At 63.3% G+C, this 23,090-nt stretch carries 17 protein-coding genes and 1 pseudogene; 6 read left to right on the top strand and 12 right to left on the bottom strand.

The annotated features are described in order from the left end of the window. The first annotated feature begins 34 nt into the window (after window positions 1–34). Together C6Y44_RS27290 and C6Y44_RS27285 are read left to right on the top strand one after the other, a co-directional pair. A complete protein-coding gene (locus C6Y44_RS27290) occupies window positions 35–877 on the top strand; it encodes a F510_1955 family glycosylhydrolase (protein WP_192379160.1) in 843 nt (280 codons plus the stop codon). Between the two features lie 83 nt (window positions 878–960). Further along, window positions 961–1,517: pseudogene (locus tag C6Y44_RS27285) on the top strand (HAD-IC family P-type ATPase); the annotation flags it as partial. 211 nt (window positions 1,518–1,728) lie between these two features. On the opposite strand, the gene C6Y44_RS27280 reads toward C6Y44_RS27285, so the two are convergent. Continuing rightward, window positions 1,729–2,277: a recombinase family protein gene (locus tag C6Y44_RS27280; RefSeq protein WP_065996229.1), complete on the bottom strand. Its 549-nt coding sequence runs from the start codon at window positions 2,275–2,277 to the stop codon at window positions 1,729–1,731. Window positions 2,278–2,569: 292 nt separating this feature from the next. On the opposite strand from C6Y44_RS27280, the gene C6Y44_RS27275 reads away from it, so the two are divergent. Beyond that, the gene (locus tag C6Y44_RS27275; protein WP_192379159.1) at window positions 2,570–3,157 is read left to right on the top strand and encodes a recombinase family protein; all 588 of its coding nucleotides are present in this window, start codon (window positions 2,570–2,572) and stop codon (window positions 3,155–3,157) included. A gap of 122 nt (window positions 3,158–3,279) precedes the next feature. Continuing rightward, the gene (locus C6Y44_RS27270) at window positions 3,280–4,068 is read left to right on the top strand and encodes a DUF6602 domain-containing protein (protein ID WP_225623906.1); all 789 of its coding nucleotides are present in this window, start codon (window positions 3,280–3,282) and stop codon (window positions 4,066–4,068) included. Here the strand turns inward: C6Y44_RS27270 and C6Y44_RS27265 are convergent. Both C6Y44_RS27265 and C6Y44_RS27260 read right to left on the bottom strand, forming a co-directional pair. Beyond that, window positions 4,063–4,566, bottom strand: a complete 504-nt coding sequence (locus C6Y44_RS27265) for a hypothetical protein (RefSeq protein WP_192379155.1) — start codon at window positions 4,564–4,566, stop codon at window positions 4,063–4,065. The genes C6Y44_RS27270 and C6Y44_RS27265 overlap by 6 nt on opposite strands. Continuing rightward, window positions 4,563–5,588, bottom strand: coding sequence for an ImmA/IrrE family metallo-endopeptidase (locus C6Y44_RS27260; RefSeq protein WP_192379153.1), 1,026 nt, complete (start codon window positions 5,586–5,588; stop codon window positions 4,563–4,565). The genes C6Y44_RS27265 and C6Y44_RS27260 overlap by 4 nt, the downstream gene beginning before the upstream one ends. A gap of 787 nt (window positions 5,589–6,375) precedes the next feature. Here C6Y44_RS27260 and C6Y44_RS27255 point away from each other — a divergent pair. Further along, window positions 6,376–7,380 carry a DUF4192 family protein gene (locus C6Y44_RS27255; RefSeq protein ID WP_192379151.1) on the top strand — a complete coding sequence of 335 codons (1,005 nt, stop codon included), beginning with the start codon at window positions 6,376–6,378 and terminating at the stop codon, window positions 7,378–7,380. Between the two features lie 230 nt (window positions 7,381–7,610). Here the strand turns inward: C6Y44_RS27255 and C6Y44_RS27250 are convergent, their stop codons facing one another. From C6Y44_RS27250 to C6Y44_RS27240, 3 genes are all read right to left on the bottom strand, one after another. Beyond that, window positions 7,611–7,775, bottom strand: coding sequence for a hypothetical protein (locus C6Y44_RS27250; RefSeq protein ID WP_186455231.1), 165 nt, complete (start codon window positions 7,773–7,775; stop codon window positions 7,611–7,613). A 120-nt stretch (window positions 7,776–7,895) separates the two neighbouring features. Then, window positions 7,896–8,387 (bottom strand): hypothetical protein, encoded by a 492-nt coding sequence (locus tag C6Y44_RS27245; protein ID WP_225623905.1) that lies wholly within the window; start codon window positions 8,385–8,387, stop codon window positions 7,896–7,898. A 42-nt stretch (window positions 8,388–8,429) separates the two neighbouring features. Continuing rightward, the gene (locus tag C6Y44_RS27240) at window positions 8,430–8,885 is read right to left on the bottom strand and encodes a hypothetical protein (protein WP_225623904.1); all 456 of its coding nucleotides are present in this window, start codon (window positions 8,883–8,885) and stop codon (window positions 8,430–8,432) included. A gap of 228 nt (window positions 8,886–9,113) precedes the next feature. On the opposite strand from C6Y44_RS27240, the gene mobF reads away from it, so the two are divergent. Beyond that, on the top strand, window positions 9,114–13,532 hold the full coding sequence (gene mobF, locus C6Y44_RS27235; RefSeq protein ID WP_225623916.1) for a MobF family relaxase: 4,419 nt from the start codon (window positions 9,114–9,116) through the stop codon (window positions 13,530–13,532). On the opposite strand, the gene C6Y44_RS27230 is transcribed toward mobF, so the two are convergent. The 6 genes from C6Y44_RS27230 to C6Y44_RS27205 all read right to left on the bottom strand — a co-directional run bounded on the left by C6Y44_RS27230 (window position 13,529) and on the right by C6Y44_RS27205 (window position 23,090). Next, entirely contained in the window at window positions 13,529–15,256 is a 1,728-nt protein-coding gene (locus C6Y44_RS27230; RefSeq protein WP_192379149.1) for a hypothetical protein, read from the bottom strand. The two genes, mobF and C6Y44_RS27230, sit on opposite strands and share 4 nt — an antisense overlap. A 191-nt stretch (window positions 15,257–15,447) precedes the next feature. Then, window positions 15,448–16,068 (bottom strand): hypothetical protein, encoded by a 621-nt coding sequence (locus C6Y44_RS27225; protein WP_192379147.1) that lies wholly within the window; start codon window positions 16,066–16,068, stop codon window positions 15,448–15,450. After that, window positions 16,065–17,876, bottom strand: coding sequence for a type IV secretory system conjugative DNA transfer family protein (locus C6Y44_RS27220; protein ID WP_225623903.1), 1,812 nt, complete (start codon window positions 17,874–17,876; stop codon window positions 16,065–16,067). Before C6Y44_RS27220 ends, C6Y44_RS27225 begins: the two co-directional genes overlap by 4 nt. Then, on the bottom strand, window positions 17,873–19,372 hold the full coding sequence (locus C6Y44_RS27215; RefSeq protein ID WP_225623902.1) for an ATP/GTP-binding protein: 1,500 nt from the start codon (window positions 19,370–19,372) through the stop codon (window positions 17,873–17,875). Before C6Y44_RS27215 ends, C6Y44_RS27220 begins: the two co-directional genes overlap by 4 nt. After that, window positions 19,372–20,964 carry a hypothetical protein gene (locus C6Y44_RS27210; RefSeq protein WP_192379145.1) on the bottom strand — a complete coding sequence of 531 codons (1,593 nt, stop codon included), beginning with the start codon at window positions 20,962–20,964 and terminating at the stop codon, window positions 19,372–19,374. Before C6Y44_RS27210 ends, C6Y44_RS27215 begins: the two co-directional genes overlap by 1 nt. Then, entirely contained in the window at window positions 20,964–23,090 is a 2,127-nt protein-coding gene (locus tag C6Y44_RS27205) for a hypothetical protein (RefSeq protein WP_192379144.1), read from the bottom strand. Before C6Y44_RS27205 ends, C6Y44_RS27210 begins: the two co-directional genes overlap by 1 nt.

The raw sequence follows: 23,090 nt of genomic DNA, 5'->3' as shown, positions 1-23,090 counted from the left end.
GGCCCTGCCCCAGAGAGAAAGTTCTTCTGCGTCCATGTGGATATCGTTCGCGCGCCCCTGCCGGGGTGTGCTCGTCGCCGCTGCCCTGACCGTGCTCGTCGGATGCTCGACCCAGCAGCCCGCTACGACACCGACCCGATCGGGGTCTGTCCCGACCGCGGAGGTGCCCGCGGTGGCATTGACCCCTGCCCTCGATCACCTGCACGGGTTACACCTCGGTGCCGACGGCACGATCCTGGCCGGCACTCACACCGGCCTGGTCACCCTCGGCGTCGACGGGCGCACCACCCGGGTCGGCACCTCCGACGACGACTTCATGGGACTGACCGGGGTGCCCGGCACCGATCGGCTCTTCGCCTCCGGACATCCCGGACCGTCGAGTTCGGCACCGAACCCGCTCGGACTGATCGACAGCACCGACGGCGGACGAACATGGACCCCGAAATCCCTGACCGGAGAGGTGGACTTCCACGCTCTGGCCACCGACGGGACGGTGCTCGTCGGCTTCGACGGAACCACCGGACTGCTGGTCTCCACCGACGCCGGCACCACGTGGAGTTCGGGAGCCCCGCTGGCCGCCGCAGCTTTGGCCGTCACCGACAGCGGTGTCTGGGCGGCCACCGCCGAGGGGCTGCAGCACAGCACCGATACCGCCCGCATCTTCACCACCGTTCCCGAGGCCCCCACTCTGGTATTGCTCTCCGCCGCCGGTGACGGGTCCCTGTGGGGTGTCGACACCGACGGTGTCGCCTGGCGCAGCCACACCGGTCGAAATTGGGAACAGAAGGCAATGATCGGTCCGGTCGAGGCGCTGCTGGCCGTCGATGCCGACACCGCCTATGCCGCCACCGCGCACGATCTCTACATCCTCGAGTGACCCCGATACTGCCGAGCGCGGTCCCATCACTCGGCGCCGCCGACCGAGGGGACCGGTACCAAGTGCACCTCACCTCGGCATCACTGCGCCCGCAGGCAGCGATCGCCGTGGCCGCAGCCCGGGCGCTCACCGGCACCGCCCCCACGCTGCTGACCGGCGACAATCCGGTCGTCGCCGCACGGCTCGCCGCCGAGGTCGGCATCACCGAGGTACAGGCCGGGCTGCTGCCCGACGACAAGGTCGCTGCCGTCCGCGCACTGCAGGCCGACGGAGAAAAAGTGGTCGTCGTCGGCGACGGCATCAACGACGCCCCTGCGCTGGCCGCCGCGCATGTCGGTATCGCCATGGGCGGCGCCGGATCGGACCTGACCTTGCAGACCGCCGACGCGGTCGTCGTCCGCGACGACCTCACCGCCATCCCCGCGGTGATCCACCTGTCCCGGCGGGCCCGACGCGTGGTCATGCCAACCTCGCCATCGCCGCCTCGGTCATCGCGGTCCTGGTGACCTGGGACCTCGTCGGCACCCTGCCGTTGCCGCTGGCGGTAGCCGGCCATGAAGGCTCCACCATCCTCGTCGGCCTCAACGGACTGCGGCTGCTGCGAGAGACCGCAGGGCGCCGCGCTGTCCGCACAGGCTGACACGGTCCCGCGGCACACGTGTGACCTCGCCACAGGTGGTGATCTGGCCGAATCTACCTTCGGCGCTCACCTGACCCAGCCTTGCGGGACAGCACGGTCGAACCCGAACGCCGCGGAACGATCAGCCCTTCGCTGCGTCGGCGCTCGCACAGTTCATTACCGGCGAAGCGTTTCCGCAGGACGTGACTGCCGGACTGTGGTCACCCCACCTCTACTGCAAATGCCGATACAGCGTCGTACGACCAACCCCAAGAATCTCCGCGATCTCGACCTGACTCATTCCGTTGTCGCGCATCAACTTCGCCTGCTTGATCTTCTTCGCCGTCATCTTCGGCGGCCGGCCCCCGACCCGGCCCCGAGCTCGGGCCGCTGCAAGTCCGGCCGAGGTGCGTTCACGGATGAGGTTGCGCTCGAACTCGGCGAGCGCACCGAAGATCGAGAAGATCAGCTTGCCGCCGGCCGTGGTGGTGTCGATCGACTCGGTCACCGACCGGAACCCGATGCCCCGTTCCTCGAGATCGGTGACCACCTGAAGCAGATGCGGCAGGGAGCGGCCGAGCCGATCGAGCCGCCACACCACCAGGGTGTCGCCAGCCCGCAGGTGCGAGAACAGGTCGTCGAGTTGCGGCCGGGCGGTCGTGGCACCGCTGGCGGTCTCGGTCCAGATCCGCGAACACCCCGCCGCCCTCAGCGCGTCGCTCTGCAGATCGAGGGTCTGATCGGTCGTCGAGACCCTCGCATAGCCCAAAAGTTCGCTCACAAGCTCGCAGTGTTCCATAACTCGCCGACAAGCCTGGTTTTGAACCAGAGGTTTTAGACATGAGTTTCGGAACAATTGTCGCGCCTGGTCGGTCGATTCGGTCGCGGACGTTTCATATACGACCGTTATCGGAACAAGATCAAGTTTGCGGACCGATCCCCTCAAACAGCACACCCCGAAACAGTCCGGCACCCGATCGTGCCCTGCGGAAGTCGACCATCCGACCGTCCTGTTTAACCGTCCTGCATGTCGGTCTCGTATAGCTTGACCCAAACAGCACTATCGTCGCCTCATGGACGGAATCCTGATCGGCTATGCCCGATGCAGCACCGCAGGCCAAGATCTGCGAGCGCAACGCACAGCCCTCAAACGCCTCGGAGTCCCCGACGAGCGGATCTACACCGACAAGGGCTACACCGGCCGCAACCGACACCGACCCGGCCTGCGCGAAGCACTCGCCGCCTGCCGCGAAGGCGACACCCTCGTCGTCACCAAACTCGACCGCCTCGGCCGCTCCGCCGTCGACCTCCGGGCGATCGCCGACGAACTCGAAACCAAAGGCACCCGCCTGAGCATCGGCGGCTCCGTCCACGACCCGACCGATCCCACCGGCAAACTCTTCTTCGGCATGTTGTCGCTGATGGCGGAGTTCGAATCCGACCTCATCCGCGCCCGCACCCGCGAAGGCATGGCCGAAGCGAAGAAGGCCGGCCGCCTCAAAGGCAAGCAACCGAAGCTGTCCGCCTTGCAGCGCAAACGCCTGCTCGCCGACTACGAATCCGGCGAATACACCGCCGCCCAGCTCTGCGAAATCAGCGGCCTGTCGCGGTCCGCGATGTACGCCACGCTGCGACGCGCTCGAGAAGAAACAGCAGCTTAAAGCTCCGTTTCCCTGCTGGACGCGAGGCAAGGACCGGTCGTTCAGAACGCATGTGCCATTGTCTGCTTATGGCGATATTGGAGGAGTACTGGTCTGGAGTCCTGCGAAGGTTGGAAGCTGAAGTGGACACCTTCAATCGGTTGATCGATCACCAAGGGGAGATGGGCCGTGAAAATGAGCTCTCGCTAGCGCGAATACTGGAAAAATTGGTCCCGCCCAAGTACGGAATAGGGTCGGGCCTGCTAATTGATTCTCGGGGAAACTATTCCAAGCAAATTGATATTGTTGTGTACGACAACTCTGAAGAGCCTGCACTTATGGCTCAAACCAACCAAGTTCTGTTCCCTGTCGAGAATGTCCGGTTATGCATTGAGGTAAAGACTACGGCAGATAAGGCGGAGATCGAAGATGCTGGCGCCAAAATGTCTAGCGTCCGCAGGCTAATTTCTCATGGCCCGCATCCCAAGTTTGCACTAGTGGGATACGCAGCTTCAACGACAGCTAAGACAATATCTGCACATTTGAAGGCTGGTGAAATTGATAAAAGGCTTGACTTTGCGTGCATACTCCAATTGGGGGTTTTCGCATCGAAGGCGGATTTAGCTCCGGCAGTAGCAGAAGAGGGGGAAGAACATGTGGTCGGTGTAACCCTGCTACATAACAGTGAAGGCAGGAAGCGGATTCCTGGATCTTTTATGACTCCTGCCGAGGACGACCACTCACCTGACCTACTCCACGAAGGTCACCGATACCCAATTGTGGACGTTTTGGGGGATTATTATGCGTGCGAGCCTTCGCGTGCGCTTCTTCTATTCTGCGAATCTATGCTCAACTCGCTATCAATTGGGGGAGGCCGTTCCGTATTCTCGCACTATCTAACCGATATTGGTCGAGAAATTAAGAGACTATGAGAGGTAGCTTGAAAGTCCCAAACAAGTTAGGGCTTCGCGGGCATCAATCATATTCCATGAAGCGGCTGCGCAAAGCTGCTCCATCGTCGGGGACAGGGGGCCTTCTCCTGTATCTTCAGAGGCGATAACAAAATTCTTACCCTCTGCTTGATAACGGCAGGCCAGGCGTCCAACATCAGCAATGCTCGGTTCTTCTCCTGTGAGTGAATCGAATCCATCCTCGTACCCACACTGCTTAACATAACCCATCAATGGACGCATGTATTTTATGTCAGCCTTGTAGGGATCCAGTGATCGCCCGAGTCCCGACGCCCAGCTAGCTATCGGCTCATCGCGTGCCGTGGTTCTCAGATCGAGCGCCACGGCTCGTGGAAAACACAAATCGCCGTCCTCCACCCGAGTCGTCATTTCGCTCATCATTTGAATTTTATTCTCTGCAGAGCAAAGACTTGGCATAGCCTGGAGCGCGCTGGCGTCCGCCACGATGATGTTGATCACGAGTCAACACCAACTAATGCAAGTTGACGAACGGAGCTTAGTTCTTTCTCGGAAACGCTCAGAAGCTCTGATATTTGCCTAGGGCGGAGCAGTCCTTTTTCTTCTGCAGCAAAAAGAGTGCCTATAAACTCGTGGCCGTACTGATCAACTCGGATTCTTGGCCGAGTTCGAGGCTCCTGCCCGGGTACGGAGAATCCGGTTTTTTTCTTGTCGACCGTAGCTGTTCGATCCACTTTGTCGTAAAGTCCCGGCGCGGCTAGATTGAGCTCTTCCAATCGTATAGCCGCCGCTCGCATGCTTACGCGGAATCGATTCTTTATCGTGGTGACCTGTTTTATTTCAGATACTTGGGTGCGGCCAAATTTCGAAATTTTGAAATCGATAAAAGCGCGCCGGGGCATTAGGATTGCCGAAGCGACACGATTGCAGAATCGCTCGATTCCCTGTTTGATTCCATGGGTCCCGCATACGGCATCCTCGCCGAGACAAAGATGAACCAGCTCGTGTGCATAGGAGAATAAGCGAGCCGGGTGTGGGTCGCGGGTGTTGGCCGCTACCAAGGGAGCGTATGGGTGATGGAGGCTAAATCCCCGCGTAATGCCCTCATCCAGAGTTAGGTTCAGCGCCAGGATTCCCTTGGATTGGAGCGCGCTTCGGAACTCTCTGGCCGATGCAGCGTCGCTGACCTGCATCTGTGTCTCGGTGGACCAGCCGAGCCATGCACGGAGAAGTTCGGCCGTCTCTTCTACACCCTCCTCGGAACTGATCTGAGGAAGGGGAACCGGGGATTCGTTGCCTCTCTGCCGGATCCAGGCGTGAGTCTTTTGCACCCTTCTGGCGAGTTTGACACCGTCGATGGTGTGCGTGCCTGGCCGCCCGGTTGATCCGGCGAAACGCCGGAACTCAGCAGGGGTAGGGTCCTGCTTGGGCGGGGTTTCCATGAAGAAGAAGGACTCTGGACGCCCAAGGATCTTCGCCAGTTTCCTTAACTGTGTGATGGAAGGAAACGAGTCCTCGTACATCCACTCGCGTAACTGGTTGTCGCTAACCTCGACCTTGTCGGCAATCTCGCCTCGTGACAGGCCAGAATCGCGGATCGCCCATTCGAGGACAGAGCCGGTGATCGGGGCGGGCTTGGCAGCTATCGTCCGGCTCCCTTCTGCTGTATGAGGGCTTCCGATGTGGGCTAGCAGAATCTATCTCAACACCCTGCGACACAGTTCCTGCCCGCTCAAACTCTACTGGAGTGTGTGCCGGTAGCCGAGGCTCGTCGCTTGTGCCGCAACGCATGCGTACCAGGTGAGGGGGTAAATCGTGCCCGTTGAGATCTTAAGGCAACTGTAGTGAAGGGTATGAATGCGCCTCGTTGGTCTCGGGGTCGGTAAACGTATGCTCCCGCGGCCGGCGGACGGTGCCCCCTCGCCCTGGCTAGGAGTGTGACCGGCTCGTCTGCCGTGTGTCGGCTCTACCGATCCCCGGGGGCTCCGCCCCCGGACCCCTGTCCCTCCCTCCCAAGGTTCCCGCTGCTCCGCGTGCACCGCGCCCGGTCGCCACACCACGGCCCTACCGGACCCGCCGACCACCGTGCAAGGGAAAACCCGCCCTTGCCCGGCAGTCACCGCGCCCGGTTCACCAGGCCGCACCGACCGACCGAGGTACCCGCTCCACCACCGCCACCGAACCACCCCGATACACCCGAAAAACCCGCAGGTCAGACCCTAAAAACGTGTGACCAGCATCACCAGAAAAGCACCGGAGAAGCACCAGATAAACATCGAAAAATCATCAAAACAGATGTAAACTTGAGTCATGAACAACAACGAGAACGGCCCCGTTACCCGCCTCAACACCGCCCAGTTCATCGAAGGCATCCCCGCCTTCCTCGGCATGGTCCCGAACGAATCCCTCGTCATCGCCCTGTTCGATCCCCAGGGAACGACCGGCCCCTTCGCCCGCCTCGACCACGACAACGCCACCGCCGTTGTCGCTCTCGACAAGCTCATGGCCGCCGCTGAGTCCGCCGACTTCAACGCCACCATCGCCGCGCTCGTCAGCATCCACCCCAACGGCGACACCGCAGAGGGAACCCTTCTCGCCGCCACCCGCCACGCCTACACGCTCGGTTTGGCCGTGCCCATCGCCGCCGTCCTGCCCGAGTACACCGCCGGTGAGACCTTCTTCAACTTCCCCAGCGCCGAATCCGGCGAACTCGGCGACATCCTCGCGAGCATCGTTGCTGTCCTCGGAGTCATCGACGGCCGCGCACCCATTGCCCCCAGCCGCGACGCGCTCGCCGCCGAACTCGCACCCGCCGAAGACCTCGGAGTGTTGTTCGAGCGCCAGTGGGACGCGCGCCAGGCCCGCGCCCAGGCTCCCGAGATCACCGACGCCGCGAACCTCGAGACGCTGCGCGACGCCATCGAAGCACCCCGCGAGCTGACCTACCCCGAAGCCGTCGCCGTCGCGATCACCCTCACCGAGAACCCCCGCGCCCGCGACGTGGCCCTGTACTTCTCCCGCAACGTCGCTGCCGTCGCCATCCTGACCGACGCCGCCCGCAAGACCTCCGGCTACGCCCGCTTTACGATCCTGTCCGTCCTCGCCGCCGTCGCCTACGCACACGGCTACGGAGTCCGCGCCGCCGTAGCCCTCGACGCCATCGAGAACGGAGTAGCCCACGAGACCCAGATCCCCAAGCTCGCACTTCTCATCCGCCAAGTCGTCGACCACGGCCTACACGCCAAGGGAGTGCAAGAAGTCCTCGAGGCCGGTCGAAACGTCCTCCCCGAATTCGGATTCACCCCCGAGGACTGACAAACACACCACGAGGCCCCGCACCGACCGGTTCGGGGCCTCGCCCTATCTCCAACTCACCAACGAACCCGCCCGCACCTCCGCAGCGCGCACGGCCGAGCTCAGGGCATCGAGCCCCTTCGCCCGACTTCTCCCGCAGCTCGCGCACGGATCCGCGCCACCGTGCCGGGACGACGCCCAACCGCAGTGCGACGACCCGCGCATCGTCACGGTGCGATCCAGGCGAGCCGTCAGAGAATGTCCGGCTTATCCGAGAAGCAGATGTCGATGCCGCGAGTGCGGGGTACGTCCAGCACCGGTATGCCGGCCACTGCCGCATCGAGGGCCAGATCCGAAATCGGCATCACCTCGAGGACGGCATCGAGCAAGGCCGCTTCCGCTTCACTGCGCTGCATGAGAACCCCTAACGTCTCCGAAACCGCCCCGACTCGCGTGCAGCGGTCAACCCTCATCATCGAATACCCACCGTGGTCGCACCAACCGCCTCGACACATCAGAAGACGATCGCCTGCCAACTACCACAGCGTTCCTTGCGTCCCGTCGTATAGGGCTCTCTCGATCGCGTGCTGATCCCAGCCATATCGCAACACCGCCTCGCGCACCGCTCGTGAGCGTCGAGCACGTTCGGCACGGTCGGCACCGAACCACAATCGACGGCCCCCGCCGCGACCCTTACGCCCCATGTCCGCCATGTTCTCAGCGGCCGACGCGAGCACCACATGGGCAGCGAAGGCATCACCGTCGCCCGTGTTGACGCACAGCGGGTCGTCACAACGCCGGTGCATCGCCACTTCGTCGTCGTCGAGGCCACGTTCCAGCTCCCCAGCGAGCGCGTAACGGTGCGGTCGCACCACGATCTGATGACCGCCCCGAGCTATCCAGAACCGTCCGTAGCCGTCATCGCCGAGCGCACCGACCCAGAGGTGACAGGAATCCAAGTCCAGTCCGTACACCACGCGCTGGAAGAAGCGAGTCCGTTCGATCTCGTCTCCTGGCTCCCACCGCACAGTGGCTCCGTCTCTGATCTCGCGCCGGTGCTTGCTGCCCGATCAGGAGCCGGAAGCAGCTACAGGCACGTCGGGCGTCGGTTCTTTCGCCTCACTGCCGCCCTCGCTCGATCCTTGTGCGGGAGGCGTCGAGTCGTTGTTCTCTTCGGCCAGCTTCACCAACCGGCGCACCATCGCCACGTCCAGATCGACGAGTTCGGAGATCGAGGTCGCGGTCTCGCCACGTCCAGCAACCTGCGCCAGCGACCTGCCCGCCGCGAGTTCGGCCGCAGCCTTCTTCTTCTCGAACTCCTCGTTCGCCTTGACGATCGCCGCATCACGACGAACAGCGGCCTTGTCCACCTTCTCCAGCGACGCCAACGCGCGCTCGAGGTCGCGCTGGTTGTCGCTGATCCGCTTGAGCAATTCAGCGCGCCGTTCCGACAACTTCGACCGTGCCTGACTGCGCGCCGAGATCACCTTCGTCTCGTTGTGCACCGCATCCCCCGAACCACTCACTGCGACACCCTTCCCGTCTACAACAACTCGCGCCGAGTCTAAACCAGCATCCCGACCAAACCCGTCGCTTCGCCGAAGCGGTCTGCGACCGCTGGCTATACCGATCTACATCGCACCGTATCCAGGCACTCGCGACAGAAGAAAGGGGACACACCTCTTGCAGTTTTACTGACATTCGGGAATCCCGCTCCCAACCTGCACGTTCGTACCGCTAAGATCGAGCCCGTGATGACCCTCCACGTCCTGCACGCAGCGGACGGCTACGCGTACCTGACACGTCAGGTCGCCACAGCCGACCGCGAGCGTGAACGTGGAGCAGAACTGACCGACTACTACACCGCGCACGGCACACCGCCCGGCGAATGGTTCGGCTCAGGCGTCGACGGTTTGAACGAACTTATCGACGACATCCACGTCGAGAACGCCGACCGGATCTCCGTCGGCGATGTCGTCACCGAGGCGCAAATGAAGGCCCTGTTCGGCGAAGGACTCCACCCGAACGCCGACGCCGTGATCGCCGAACTCATCGACCGGGGCGTCCCCTCCGAGGACGCGATCCGGCTCGCCCGACTTGGACGGAAGTTCCCGACCTTCAAAAACAACGTCGAGCTGTTCGACCGACACGCGGCCGAAATCGCCGAGTACACCGACACCCACGGACACGCCCCGAGCCCGGACGAATCCGCTGCGATCCTCGACCGCATCGCCGGAGGAATGTTCCAGGACAAGCACGGCCGACCGGTCGCGAACGAGGCCGAATTGCGAAACTGGATCGCCCACGAGAAGGGCAAAGTCCGACACCCGGTAGCCGGCCACGACCTGGTTTTCACACCGCCCAAGAGCGTGTCGAGCCTGTGGGCATTGGCACCGAACGAGACGCGCATCGAGATCGAGCGCATCGTCGACGCCACGGTGAAAGACACCCTCCGGTGGCTCGAAGAGAACGCCTGCTTCACCCGGGTCGGCCGCAGCGGTGAGGAACAGATCGACACCAACGGCTTCGTCGCCACCCTCTACAAGCACTTCGATTCCCGCTGCGGGGACCCCAACCTGCACACCCACGCCGTCGTATCGATCAAGACCCGGGCCGCCGAAGACGGCAAGTGGCGAGCCGTCGACGGATCGACCATGTTCCGCTTCGCCGTCGCCGCCTCGCAGAGATTCAACGCCGAAGTGATGCAGCGCCTGAGCACCGAACTCGGCCTCGAGCTGACCCACCGCGAGATCGCGCAAGGCAAGCAACCCGTCGTCGAACTGGCCGCCATCCCCCGCAACATGCTTGAGAAGTTCAGCTCCCGTCGCAGCGCAATCGAAGCCCGCCGCGACGAACTCGTGGCCGAGTACCGCGCCAAGTACCAGCGGATGCCCGACGCCAAGACGATGTATCAGCTCTATCAACAAGCAACCCTCGACACCCGCGAAGGCAAGGCCGACGCGAAATCACTCGCGGAGATGCGTGCAGAATGGCGCGAGAAGGCCGCCGAAATCCTCGGTGGCAACGAGGCCGTCGACCAGCTCGTCCGCGACGCCTTCGCCGCCGATCACGCCCCGAGGCCGCAGCGCCGAAGCCTCGACGACGACGCCCGAGACGTGATCACCAAGCTCGAATCCAAGCGCTCGCGCTGGCAACTGCCGCACATCGTCTCCGCTGTCCAGGCCCACCTCGGCGGTGAGACGTTCCCCGACCTCGACGCCTACCGGACGGCAGTCGATCGACTCACCAGCCGGGTCATGGAGTTGTCGGTAACCACCCCACGGGTCGAGCTGCCCGCGATCCCGAGGCGTCTGCGCCGACGTAACGGCGACTTCGTTCTGTCCCACCACGGCAGCCACAAACACAGCTCCCAGCGCATCCTCGACGCCGAAACGATGCTGGTATCGGCCACCAGCGAACCCACCGTCTTCACCGCTCGCGCCGCCTCGATCCGCCAGGTGTGCGAGACGATGCGCGCCGAAACCGGGCGCAACCTCAACGCCGGCCAGCGCACCTTGACCGAGCACTTCCTGCAATCCGGGGCACTGCTGGCCGTCGGTGTGGGACCCGCAGGAACCGGCAAGACCACCAGCATGAAGGCCGTCGTGCAGGCATGGCAGAGCGAAGGCCGTCGCGTCATAGCCCTCGCACCCTCCGCGGTCGCTGCCGAAACACTCGGCGAAGAAGTCGGTGTTACCGGCCTGACCCTGGCCTCGTTGACCTACCCCTGGCGCGGTCTCGTCGGCAGTCGCCCTGGCACACTTCCGGCCGGCATCGACATCGCACCGGGCACGATGCTGCTCGTCGACGAAGCCTCCCTTGCCTCCACCCTCGACCTCGCCGCCGTCGTCGAGATCGCCAAGGAGCGTGGCGCAGTCGTCCGCCTGCTCGGTGACCCGGCCCAGCTCGACGCTGTGGAGACCGGCGGAATGCTGCGCTATCTGGCGCAGAACACCGACGCGCCGGAACTCGACACCGTGGTCCGATTCGGCAACGACACCGCCCAAGCCGAAAACTCGATGCTGCTGCGATCCGGTGACTCCACCGGCCTGGACCTGATCTACGAACGCGATCTCGTGCGCGAAGGAACGCGCGAAGAAATGATCGGCCAGGCCGTCGAGAACTACCTCCACGACCTCGCCGACGGCAAAGAATCCATCGTCATGCTGCCCACCCGCGAGGACGTCACGGCAGCGAACATCCAAGTCCAGGCCGTGCGCCGCCACGACGGAACCAGCGACGAATCCACCACCGTCGCCCTCGCCGACGAACTCACCGCAGGCCGCGGCGACATCGTGCTCACCCGCAGCAACCGCCGCGATCTGAACCCCTCCGGCGGAAAGAAAGCCGGAGCGTTCGTGCGAAACGGGGACCTATGGGAAGTGCTCGATGTCGTCTCCGAACGCGGCGCACTGACCGTGCGGCACCTCGAGCACGGCGGCGTCATCACCCTGCCGGCCGACTACATCAGCACCCACGTGCAACTCGGCTACGCCTCCACCGTGCACCGCGCCCAGGGCGTCACCGTTGACACCGCCCACGCCATCATCACCCCCGAGATGGACCGCTCCGGGCTGTATGTGGCCGTCACCCGCGCCCGCACCGACAACCGGATCTACGTCCCGGTCGACGTGCCCGTCAACCTCGACACCGAGCGTCCGCACCTCGAAGACAAGAACGTCTCCACCGGCCGGATGATCCTCGAAACCGTCGTCGCCACCGACAACGGCCACCGCACCGCCACCGAAGAACTCGCCGAACAAGCCGCCCACGCCACCGACCCGGAGCGGCTGCGCGAGGCATATCTGGCCGCCCAACGCCGCCTCCGCGACGCCGCACTCGAGACCGAGATGCGCCGCACCCTGCCCGAACACATCGCCGCCACCATCGAAGGCACCGAAGGATGGGCACAGCTTCGCCAGGTCCTCTCCGATGCCCATGACCACGGCCACAGCACCCGCACTCTCCTTGGACACGCCCTCGCCGAAGGTCCCCTCGCCGGAGCGAAAGACATCGGATCGGTCCTCGCCCACCGCACCCGCGCCCTCGTCGGCCAGTTCACCGAACACCCGACATTGCCGCCGCTACCGATCCGCGACCCCCTCCACACCGACGCGGAAATGCACGACTTCGCGGTCGAATGCGCCCGCCGCTACACCGAGACCACCGACCGCGCCGCGGCCGCAGACACCGGCATCGGCGAGGTCATCCGCCGCTACCGCGACACCTCCGCACTGCTCGAAACACAAAGAGTTCGCACCCTCGCCGCCGCTGCATTCGGAGAAGAGCTCGGTGCCCGCATCGCCGAAGAATCCTCTGCACGACTGCTCGCCCGCCAGCTCCACCGCGCCGCCCAAGCCGGCGTCGACCCGATCAACCTGCTCACCTGGCATCACGAACGTCTGGCCGCAAACAGCGTCGACACCACTGCGGCCGCGCTGCGCTCCGACATGGCCAAGCCCCTGACCGAGCTAATCGCTCGCCGCAACACCGCATGGCTCACCGAGCACGAAGAGATCATCGCCGAGCACCTGCCCACGCTCGCCTTGCAGACCGACGACGAACGTGCCCAGGCCATCGCCGGGCGCATCGAACATCTCCACCGCCTCAGCGGCGCGAGCATTGAGGAGGTCGTAGCCGATCTGGCGGAGCGGGCCGGAGCCACCGTCCCCGCGACTGTGCTGCTCGCCGAACTCGACCGCATCGCCGCCGAGGGCCGAGACTTCACGAACCCTGACGCACCCGAATGGGTCGTCGCGCCTGTGTCCGACGCCGACAGCATCGACCCCGAGCTTGCCGCCACGCTCCGCGAGGACTACCAGGTCATCGCCGAACTGCACCGCGACTACCGCGACCAGCTCACCGACGACACCGCACCGGCCTGGGCGCACTCGAGCCTCGGTGCCTGCCCCGACGATCCCGAACACATTGCCCTGTGGCGGAACACCATCGCCGACGCGGCTGCCTACCGCAGCACTCACCACGTCACCGGCGAGGACACCCTGGTCGGAGTCCGGCCGAAAGACCGTCGTGCCACACTCGACTGGACTCACGTCGAACGTCAGCGCAAGCAGCAGCGTCAGCATCAGGAGGAAGGACGGGACCAGACACCGGTTCATCGGAGCCATCAGTACGGAGCACCTGAAGTGGAGCCGCGACCCCGTCGTATCTAGCTGTCGGCCCTGGGTTCCGAGGCGACGGATAAGGGGTAGAGGCGGACGAGCCCGAGATCTTTGAACTCTGGCGGATCGTCGTCTCGGAGGAGGCGAAACGTGACAGGAGTTCCGGCTGTGGGCGACAGGTGAACCATAAAGGGCTCAGCTGGTTTGTCTCCGTGGAGGAACGAGCGTAGCTCTTCCAGATTGTCCACCTTCACATTTGGGCAAAAGTAGATTCCATCACCAAGGAATAATTTTTGACCGCAGATTTCGAATTGTTGCGACATGGGCAAAAGAAACTGGATTTGATTCTCTAGTTGAGAGAGGAGATTTGCCTTACCCTCTGGCTCTTCGATCCATTCTAAAGGTATAGGGCGAATAAATTCTCGAGACTCCCTCACATTGATTTCTTCGCCATCAAGTAGGTGAGTCGCGATCTCGATCTGCTTCGCGTCGTCGTGGGTGAATGTGGATGAAACCGAAAAAGGTTCGTTGGCAACTGCTTGGATACGGGCAAGCTTCTCGAGCAAAGTGATCGGTAGATCCGGAAACGTGTCAGTCCCCTCGATGGCTACCGGGTCTCCGATTGGGCTAGCATCACCCAGTTCCAATTGAATTCTGTTGGGATTGCAGAGGTGGGAAGCAAATCTGTATACGATCAAAAGATCGTGGGGGTACAGGCCGTCTACGGGTTCAAAAATTACCTTCACATTATACTTCGACCCGTGATTGAACTCTGATTCGACTAATTCGGCGGAGATGTGGATCGATCCCGTTTTGTCTTGTCCGTGTATCGAAGACACACGGCTTCCAAGCTGACGCTGTGTAAATCGGACTGGAAGCGAAGACTTCCTCTGGCCGGTTGGCCCGTAGATGACGATTCGTCCATGCAGTTCTTGTTCAATGGGTGCACGTGTAGACCCGATGGCGATTTTCGCGGATTTTCCAAGTATATCTGATATACCTATTGCTCCGGAGGCGTGTGTAATTGTCACATATTGACTGTCGACAGTGACAGCTTCACCCCTTTCTATACTGTTTCGGAACTTTTCTGATTCCAACCTTCCTAGTTCCGTGTCGGGGAATTTGAATTTAATGCCGAAGGAAATGGGACTTTCTTCTTCTGCTCCTTTCCATCGAGGGGTGTGACTGACTGAGGTCTGGTCACCGGTGATCGAAATATCGATCCGGTAGTACGGATCTAGTTCGTTAATCCGAGTGGCGAGGTTTTGAAGACGCTCTAGTCCGCCAATGAGATCTCCGTCGAGGGCCGCTTGTTCCTTGCTAATCTCGCGTAGGAGCCGTACAACCTCGTCGTTTACACCGTCCACGAAGTACCGCTTGATGGCCGGGTGGTTCCCCATCTGGCGATCGAGCCAGTCCCGGCCCAGCCAGTACATTGGACATTCAATTCCGAACTTTTCTTTGAGTCCGTTGAACCATTTTTCCTCATCGGGGGTAGGGTCAATGGGAACGATTAGCGTCCAACTGTCCGGCTGGTGAGCCATTGCAGTTTTAAGGCTCTTTTCTACCTGACTCCGCCGATTGGGGCTCTTAGGGGCTATGCGACCGGTGAAAGATTTGCATTCAAAAATATGCAGTTCTCCATCTTCGAGGATTTGCACATCGCGCCCGCCATCTCCTCCGGATCCGTCTATCCGGCGCGCATTGGGATGGAGTGTGCTTAGCAGAACAGAAACCATGTCTTCGAAAAGATGTGGAACCTCATCCCATTTCACTCGAGTCATTCCACAAACTTAGATTACGGGGGAACGTAAGGCCACGGCGTCGACCTGTTCTCAATCAGGTCGACGCCGTGACCGTGTTGTGGTGATCAACGTCGGTACCTGGGCGGGCACTTCCGACAACCGACCACCACGCCGAGGAAAGGCCAGGTGGTGAGTCCGGTCGATGTTCCTCGGCAGTCTCTCTAGGTCCGCACGTACCCCGCCGTGTCGTCGGACCACTCCCAAACATGATCGTCATATGAGACCGGCCCGAACTCGTCGTCAGGATCGATCGGTTCGGCGTCGCCCGAGTCGATCAGATCGACCATCCGCGCAGCGTCGATCACCGCCGGCTCCGCCCCGTTGCCCGAGTCCGGGAGCGATTCGGTCGCGGCGACCGCCGCCGCGATCGGGGTCGGCCGCGCCGCGATATCGGCCGCGATCCACTCCCGCACCCCTTCGAGCAGCGTGACCTGCACGGTCGGCGGTTCACAGCGCCCGTCGATACAGTCGCCGAACTCGTCGGAGTTGGCCGCCAGGCGTTGCAAAAGCGGTTGATAGACCTGGTAGTGCCAACTTCCCGGCGACCACGAATGCACCTGACCGTCGCCGAGCTGTTCGTAGGCGACCTTGTGCGCCGACATCGCCGCCGTCAGTTCCTCGACCATCTTCGGGTGCCGATACCAGCAGCCCTTGATCCGATCGGTGAGCCGGTAGCAGCCGCGAAACCACTCCACCCAGTCGATCAACTCGTCCCACAACTGTTGGGCTTGTTCCTGGTCGAGATGCCGCCACGACAGCCGGCCCGGCGTGTACCCGCTCATCCGAGCACCACTTCCCCGCCCGTGCGGGACCAGGCCCAATCGGGCAGCTCCCCCGTCTCACAGACCCAGTTGTAAACCTCTCGAGAGTCGAGCACCCGCTTTTTCCAGTGCGGAAGGTCCCACACCAGCGGGAGATGAACCCGCGCCGGAGCCGCACCCCGGTAGATCATCAATGCCTGGTCAGCAGGCATTCCGCGAATCTCCGGGGCGGTCATCACCTTCGTCTGCCGAGGAGCCTGCGTCGGAGACCACCACTGTTCGCGCTCACCGGTCAATCGGGAGATCTGCTCGAGCTCGTTCACATCACCGAGGCCGGGCAGGATGATCCGCACCGGCGAGTTCGTCGTGAACATCTTCCCCGCGCTCGGACCCCATCGCCGGATGTTCTGCTCCTCACCGTGGCAGAACGCCCAGATCGAGATCCCTCGCCCGGCGCTGTCGGAGACCTTGTCGGGCAGATCCGGGATGGGCGCGACGTTGTTGACCTCATCGAGAACGAACCGCACCGGAGGGTCGATTCTCTCCTCCGGGTACTCCCGCGAAATCTCTTTGGCCAGGTAATACGCCTCCGCCGCCAACGCCGTGACGATCGGTGCGCTCGAGCCGTAGGAGCCTTCGGAGATCAGATACAGCGTCCCGCTGTCGCGGATGAGCTGCGCGAGGTTCACCGACTCGTCGGCGGTGACATTGACTGCCGCCATCAGCTTCGGTGAGGCGAGGGGATCGAGCAGCGTCGAGACCGTCGACATCACATCGTCGACCGAATCCGATCCCGAGCCGCCGAGCTGCGAATACTCCACGCTCCACGTCGGCAGGTCCCGGTCCAGAATCTCCTTGACCTTCGGCACCTGCCGCTGCATCGCCCAGCGATAGAAGGTGGTCACATCCCCACCGGACACCGCCGCCGCATACAGACAGCACCGCAGGTACTTCGCTGCGTTCGTCGAGAAGTATCCACTGTTCTTGGTATCGCCGAGGGGAACGGCCTGCACCAGCGCATCGGCACGTCGGATCGCCGTATCCGGGTCATCGCAGCCGGCCAGCAGGGACCACCGCATCGGCGTCGGCCACCGTGTGATGGCTTCGGGGTCGAACACCTCGACCGGGCCGGAGGCCAACCGTTGCCCCACCGTCGACCACAGCAGATCAGGTTTGGTGGTCGTGGCCAGCACGAACCCGACCGACTCGACGATCCGCTGCCAAGCCAACCGCCAGCTCTTGCCCGATCCGGTCGGACCCTCGACCAGTGTGCCGTCCCGGTACTGGATGAACACCTCGGCATCTTTGCCATGCTCGCCGTAGAGCGTGCCGATCCGGGTCGCCACCTGGTGCGCGTCGATCTTGCGGGCCGGAGTATCACCCAAGCTCGCCCGATTCGCCTTCGCGGCTTTCACTGCGCTCTTACGATCGAGGCCGCGCTGCCGCAGCTCCGTCCGGTCCGCAAACCCTTCTTGGCGCGTGCGCTTAGCGCGTTGACGTGCCGAAACCTTCCCGTCGATCATGAGGACGACGGTGATATAGGCCAGCATGGCTGCGATCAGGCACACCCACACCGCGACCGCCGAGCCCGGCCGCGAGTCCTCGGGCCAGCCCACCGTCGGGTCACCCGGTGTGAGCACCAACGCCCGCAACACCGACAACGTGCCGTGCAGCCCTTCCGGGAAGACCGGGCCCGCCCCGGTCACTAGGCCGGCAACCGCGCCCCCGGCGTACACCGTCCACAGGACCCCGCCGATCACCACGACCACCAGGCCGGTGCCGACCGGAATCACCGGCTGTGTCGGCCGCTGCTGACCCCGCTCGTTCACTGCACCGCCCCCACCAGCTCGGCCAATTCCTCGGCACCGAGAGTGTCCGGGAGCCGGGTCTGCCCGACCAGCGTGCTCGCCTGGCCCCGAATGACCTCATCGGTGTCGGTGAGGGTGATCTCGAGCGGGGACCGCTCGTGCTTCATCAGCACCGGATCGGACTTGCCCATCACCACGAGACACTGCCCCTTGTGCATCGACATCAGCAGATCGACGCAGTATTCGGGCAGGTGGTACATGCGAACCGTCTGCTCGGCATCGTCCACTCGATCCTGTCCGTACAGGAACACGATCCCGGCTTCCTGCATCAACGCCTTGGCCGGAGAATCCGCAGGTAGATCGGCGATGTGGTGGAACGCGGAGACCGTGGACAGGCCCAGGCCGCGAGAGAGCTTCATGTTGTCGCGGAAAACCCGCCCGGTCGAGCCTTCCGCGATGTGCCAGCCTTCCTCGACGATGAGAATGGTCTGCTTGTGCTCGGATGCGCGAGCGGCGAGAACATTCGACAGCCACGTATTGATGACCGTCATCACCACCCGCAGCGCCGGTCCCTTGTTGGGCAGTTCGGACACGTCGAAGTGCACGAGCGGGTGGTCGAGCGCATGACGGACATCGGCCGAGGTCGGCTGATCGACCAACCCGCGCAGATCTCCTTCGCAGAGCTGCCGCAGCGCCAGGCCCGGATCCCGACCCCATCGGCATGCTTCCTTCTCCCACACCTCACCGAAGGTGGCTGTCGCTTCCTCCGGCGTCGACAGCAGCAGATCGGCGACATCACGCAGGATCGGCTCGGTGCCCTCGCTGCGGGCATGTTCGTTGACCAGTCTCAGTGCCAGGTTCAGCGCCGCGATCTCCGTCTGCACCAACGTTCGCTGCATGGTGTCCTCGAGTACCGCGGCGATCAGCACTTCTTGACCGGCCGGCACGATGCCACCCGAGGTGGTCACCGACGACGAAATCGCCGGGTCCATGATGTTCAACCGCGCACCGTCACCGCCGGTCTTGAACCTGATCGACGGCACCCCCAGCGACTTGGCGAGTTCGGTGTACTCACCACCGCGATCACCTTGGCGCTTCTTGTCGATCACCACGACCTGGCGGCCGGCCGCGATCTGCCGCAGTCCCAGGGTGGTCTTGATCAGTGAGGACTTCGCCTTGCCGATGTCACCGACCACCGCGACGTTGATGTTTTCGATCTCACTGCCGTACAACGCGAACGGATCGGTGATGACCAGCGCATTCGACATCAGGTTCCGCCCCGACACGAGACCTTCGTGCCGCACGTTCTTGCGGGTGGTCGCCAGATTCAGCGCTTCGGCCTGGCGAGTCGTCGACCACACCCCTTCCGGGCGCGGTTCGTACCAGCCCCACCGGTCGAGCCACTTGTTGCGCTTCGGCGGACGCCGACGAGAAACCACCGGCGTGTCCGCCTGAACTACCTCCGGCGCGGTCGGCGCAGGCGCAGCGCCCTTGTTGCGGCTGCTTAGTGACGGCATCAGACCCCCTTGGCCCGGGTGTACTTGGTGGCCGCGAGTCCGCGGCCGAGCGGCAGAGTGAGGAATTGCGCGACATCGTGGCTGTCGTCGAACCAGGTGAACTCTTTGATGGCGGCTTGGTCGGCGGCCTGCTCGAGCCGCGCACACGCCCGCATCACCGCATCCTCATCCGGTGCGGTGACCGACACTGCCATCGACCAGATCACCCCGTGGTGTCCCGATCCCGGCTTGAGGTCTTCGCGGCGACGCAGCGACGCCGACGCCATGACCTCCGATGCACCGTCGGTGACCTGGCCCTTCTTTCGCTCCTTGTACTGGCGTGCTGCATCCTCGGTCGCGTCCTTGCGTGCCACCTGGCGTGCTTTGACCGCATCGACGAAATCCATCCGCACCTTCACCGTGCGGATCGTCGGCTGGGCCGGAAGCCCCTCAACAGGATCGCCGGGGTCCGGGTCGACGCCGGTCAACAGCGGCGAGAGCCATTCAGCGTGCAGCGGGATCGGTTCGATCGAACCGGGCCGGATCAACCCGACTCGGGTATCCCATCGGGCGGACACCCGTGTCGACAGGTCTCCGCCGACATACGACGGCCAGCAGTTGCCCCAGTTCGCGCCACGATGGGCATCGAGCGCATAGGACGGATCGAGCATCGAGCGGAACACCGCACAGGCACGCTGTTGGCCGAGCACCTGCACCTGCCCGAGACGAGCCGAGGTCAGCGCACCGACCGCCCGCATGGTCTCCTCGACGATGACCTGGCCGATACCGGCCTTCGTCTCTACGCCCTTACGCTTGGCGACCGCTCCGGCCGCCGACAGCAACTCGACCGACTTCGGGAAGATCAGCGTGGCGTAGCAACGATGCTCTTCCGACTCCGGGGCCAGACCGTCGATGAGCTGGCCGTAGGACTCGACCGCAGGCATCACCCGGTGTGCATGAGGATTCGCACGCACCACCGATTCCATCCACGCCACGTGCGGAGTCAGATCGGCCGGCACCGAGCGATGCACCATCTCCAGCCCTCGAAGCAGCGAGGATCGGCGCGCGAATGAAGCCAGCGTGCGCGAGAACGCCTGCGAGGTCACCGCCCATTCCTCCGCACCGCGGAGTCCTTCGGCGAGCCCTTGAATCGACAGCACCACCGAGTAGTAGTTGTTGTCACCAGGCGTCCGGTGCTCGAGGATGAACATGTCATCGAGACCTGTATCGGTCAGATCCAGCGGAGCGACATCCCCGAGAGGCACCGGGAACTCCCAGCCCGGATCGGCTCCGAGCACCCCGTACAACTCATCACCGGGTGCCCGATAGACGTGTTCACCGTGCTTTCGCCGCCGCCGATCCCGGATCCGGTGTAGCTTCTCCCCCGACCAAGACCGGCGACCGTTGATGTCGGTCGTCGCCCACAGCGTGCCGCCCACCACCGCGAGGACACCGGCCAGTGTCCAGATCGTCGATCCGAAGAAGACGAACAGGAACATCGAGACCATCAGCGCCGCTGAATAGGCGAACAGCACAGGTTCGGGAACGGGGATCAGTCCTCGGCGAGCGATTTCCGAGCCGAGGATCGAGGTGCGCTGCTCACTGTCACTCATCACTGATCTCCCATGTTGTCGGTTCGCTCGGGAGCGCTCTGCGCTGCCTGCGCCGCCTTGTTCAGTGCTGCACCGCCGACCGTTCCAGCTACTACCACCGCACCAACCCCGGCCGAGGCGGCCGTGCCGGAGATGCCCTTGGCTGCCCCCATGAGTTTGCGAGTGCTCGCCCCACCGTGCCCACCACCGCTATGACCTGCGGTAACACCCGAATGCTGGTGGGAGGTAGACCCGGCGGAACTATGGGACGTCGACCCGTTCGAGGTGGAAGCCACTCCCCCACCAACGCCCCCGCCGACAGGATGGGCGTGTGCCGCCCCTGCGGAGCGGGCCGCAGCGACCTCACCCCCGCCACCACCGCCGCGGGCCATCATCGCCATCTGCGCGGTCTGCAAAGTGCCGCCCAGCCCTTGTCCGGTCGCCGATCCGGTATCGCCGAAGCCTTCCGAATCTTCACTGGACGGCATGAACGGGGCGTACTTGAGCAGCGACCACGGAGCGAGCCCGACCAGTCCGATGCACACCGCCGACATCGCCAAGGCGCCAAGCGATGCGAGGTCACCGTCGACGTAAGCCCCGGCGCTGCTGTCGATCAGCACCGTGGCCAAGAACCCCAGACCGAGGAAGATCACCGGCTTGGAAAACACGATCGAGATGAATACGAAGATCGGGCGCATCGCCTTCTTCCGCAGGTTCGGATGCACCCACAATCCGAACGCGACACCGGTCAGGCCGGCGAGGATCGGCAAGGCAGCGGCGTGCATCAACATGCCGAAGAACAACGCCAGCGACCCGAGAAACAACAACCCGAAGAACACGATGCCGGTCAGAGAGCCACCGACGACGGTGTCGCTCGTGATGCCTCCGAGCATTGCCGATACCGACACCACCGCCTGCTCCAAGTCCTGCTTGAGCAGTCCGGACAGGGAGGTGGTCAGCGCGTGCGAGAGCTGGACCAGCATTTCGGCGGCGGCCGGGGCGAACATCATCGACAGCACACCCAATGGGGCGTATCCGATCAGGCTGTGCGCCAGTTCCATTCGTGTCGATTTCTGTGCGGAGGTTCGGTAGATCGTGAACAGTGCGGTAATTGACATGACGAACACCCCGATTCCGCAACTGACCGCGTACCACCGCAGGAAACCTTCATCCCGCGGGTTGAACTCGTGGATGTTCGCCAAGCCCTCGAGGACCGAGGTGGTCAGCGATACCGCGCTTTCCTTGGTGCTGTTGGCCCAGTCGTCGATCACGCTGCCCGGATCAGCGATGAACGCGACTACATCACTGGCCTTGTCGACGGCCGCTATACCGAGGCCGACGCCGAGCTGGATCTGAAGCGGCGTGGCGGCCTTGAGGACCACACCACCGACTCTGGCGAGATCGAGGAACCGGTCAGCGAAGTCCTTGTTCTGCTCTTTCCAGTTCCAGATGCCGCCGAACATCGCTCCGATCTGTGTGTTCCAGCCCCGGCACTGGTTGATCTCGCTGATGTTGGTGCCCTTGTCGCAGTCGAGGAAATAGGCTCTGTTGCACAGCATCTCGTGATCGCTGCACGGATTCTCGAAAATGTCGTCCGGCAGGTTATCGACCCACTTCTGTTGCTTCATCACTGCGATCGAACCGGCGTCGGGTGCAGCCGCCCAGGTAAATCCCCAGTGGTTCCCGCTGGGCTCCGACCACTTCGCCAGATCCGCAGCGCACACCTTGGCCGAGGGCGAGAGCTCCGGGTCACCACCGGGGAAGGATGCCGGCCAGGTGGTCGGAGCCTTGCCATCGAGCACCGCTTGCTTCGCTTCGTCCTCTGAAACACCCATCAGCTCGGCGTACTGCGCGATGCGCTGCGTCACCGGGGACGCCCAGTAGAGAATTTGCTGGTCGAAACGGAAGTACTGCGCGAGGTACTGCCCGAAGTCGCCACCCTTGTCCGCACACGCCGGATCGGTCGACCACCCGGCCGCCTCGAACTCCGGGTGACCGGGAAAGAACTCCTTGAGCTCGTCTGACATCCCGGCAGGCCACCCCTCGGCAGCGCCACTGAGCGGCTGCGCCCACGCGGACGTCGTACTCGAGGCCAACGCGAGCACCGCCAGCAGCACCGCAAGAAAAGTACGGACAAGGGATCGCAT

It is taken from the genome of Rhodococcus rhodochrous, assembly GCF_014854695.1.
Lineage (GTDB): Bacteria > Actinomycetota > Actinomycetes > Mycobacteriales > Mycobacteriaceae > Rhodococcus.
Note: the sequence above shows the minus strand (reverse complement) of the source record. Positions and strands in the feature narration are given on the sequence as shown.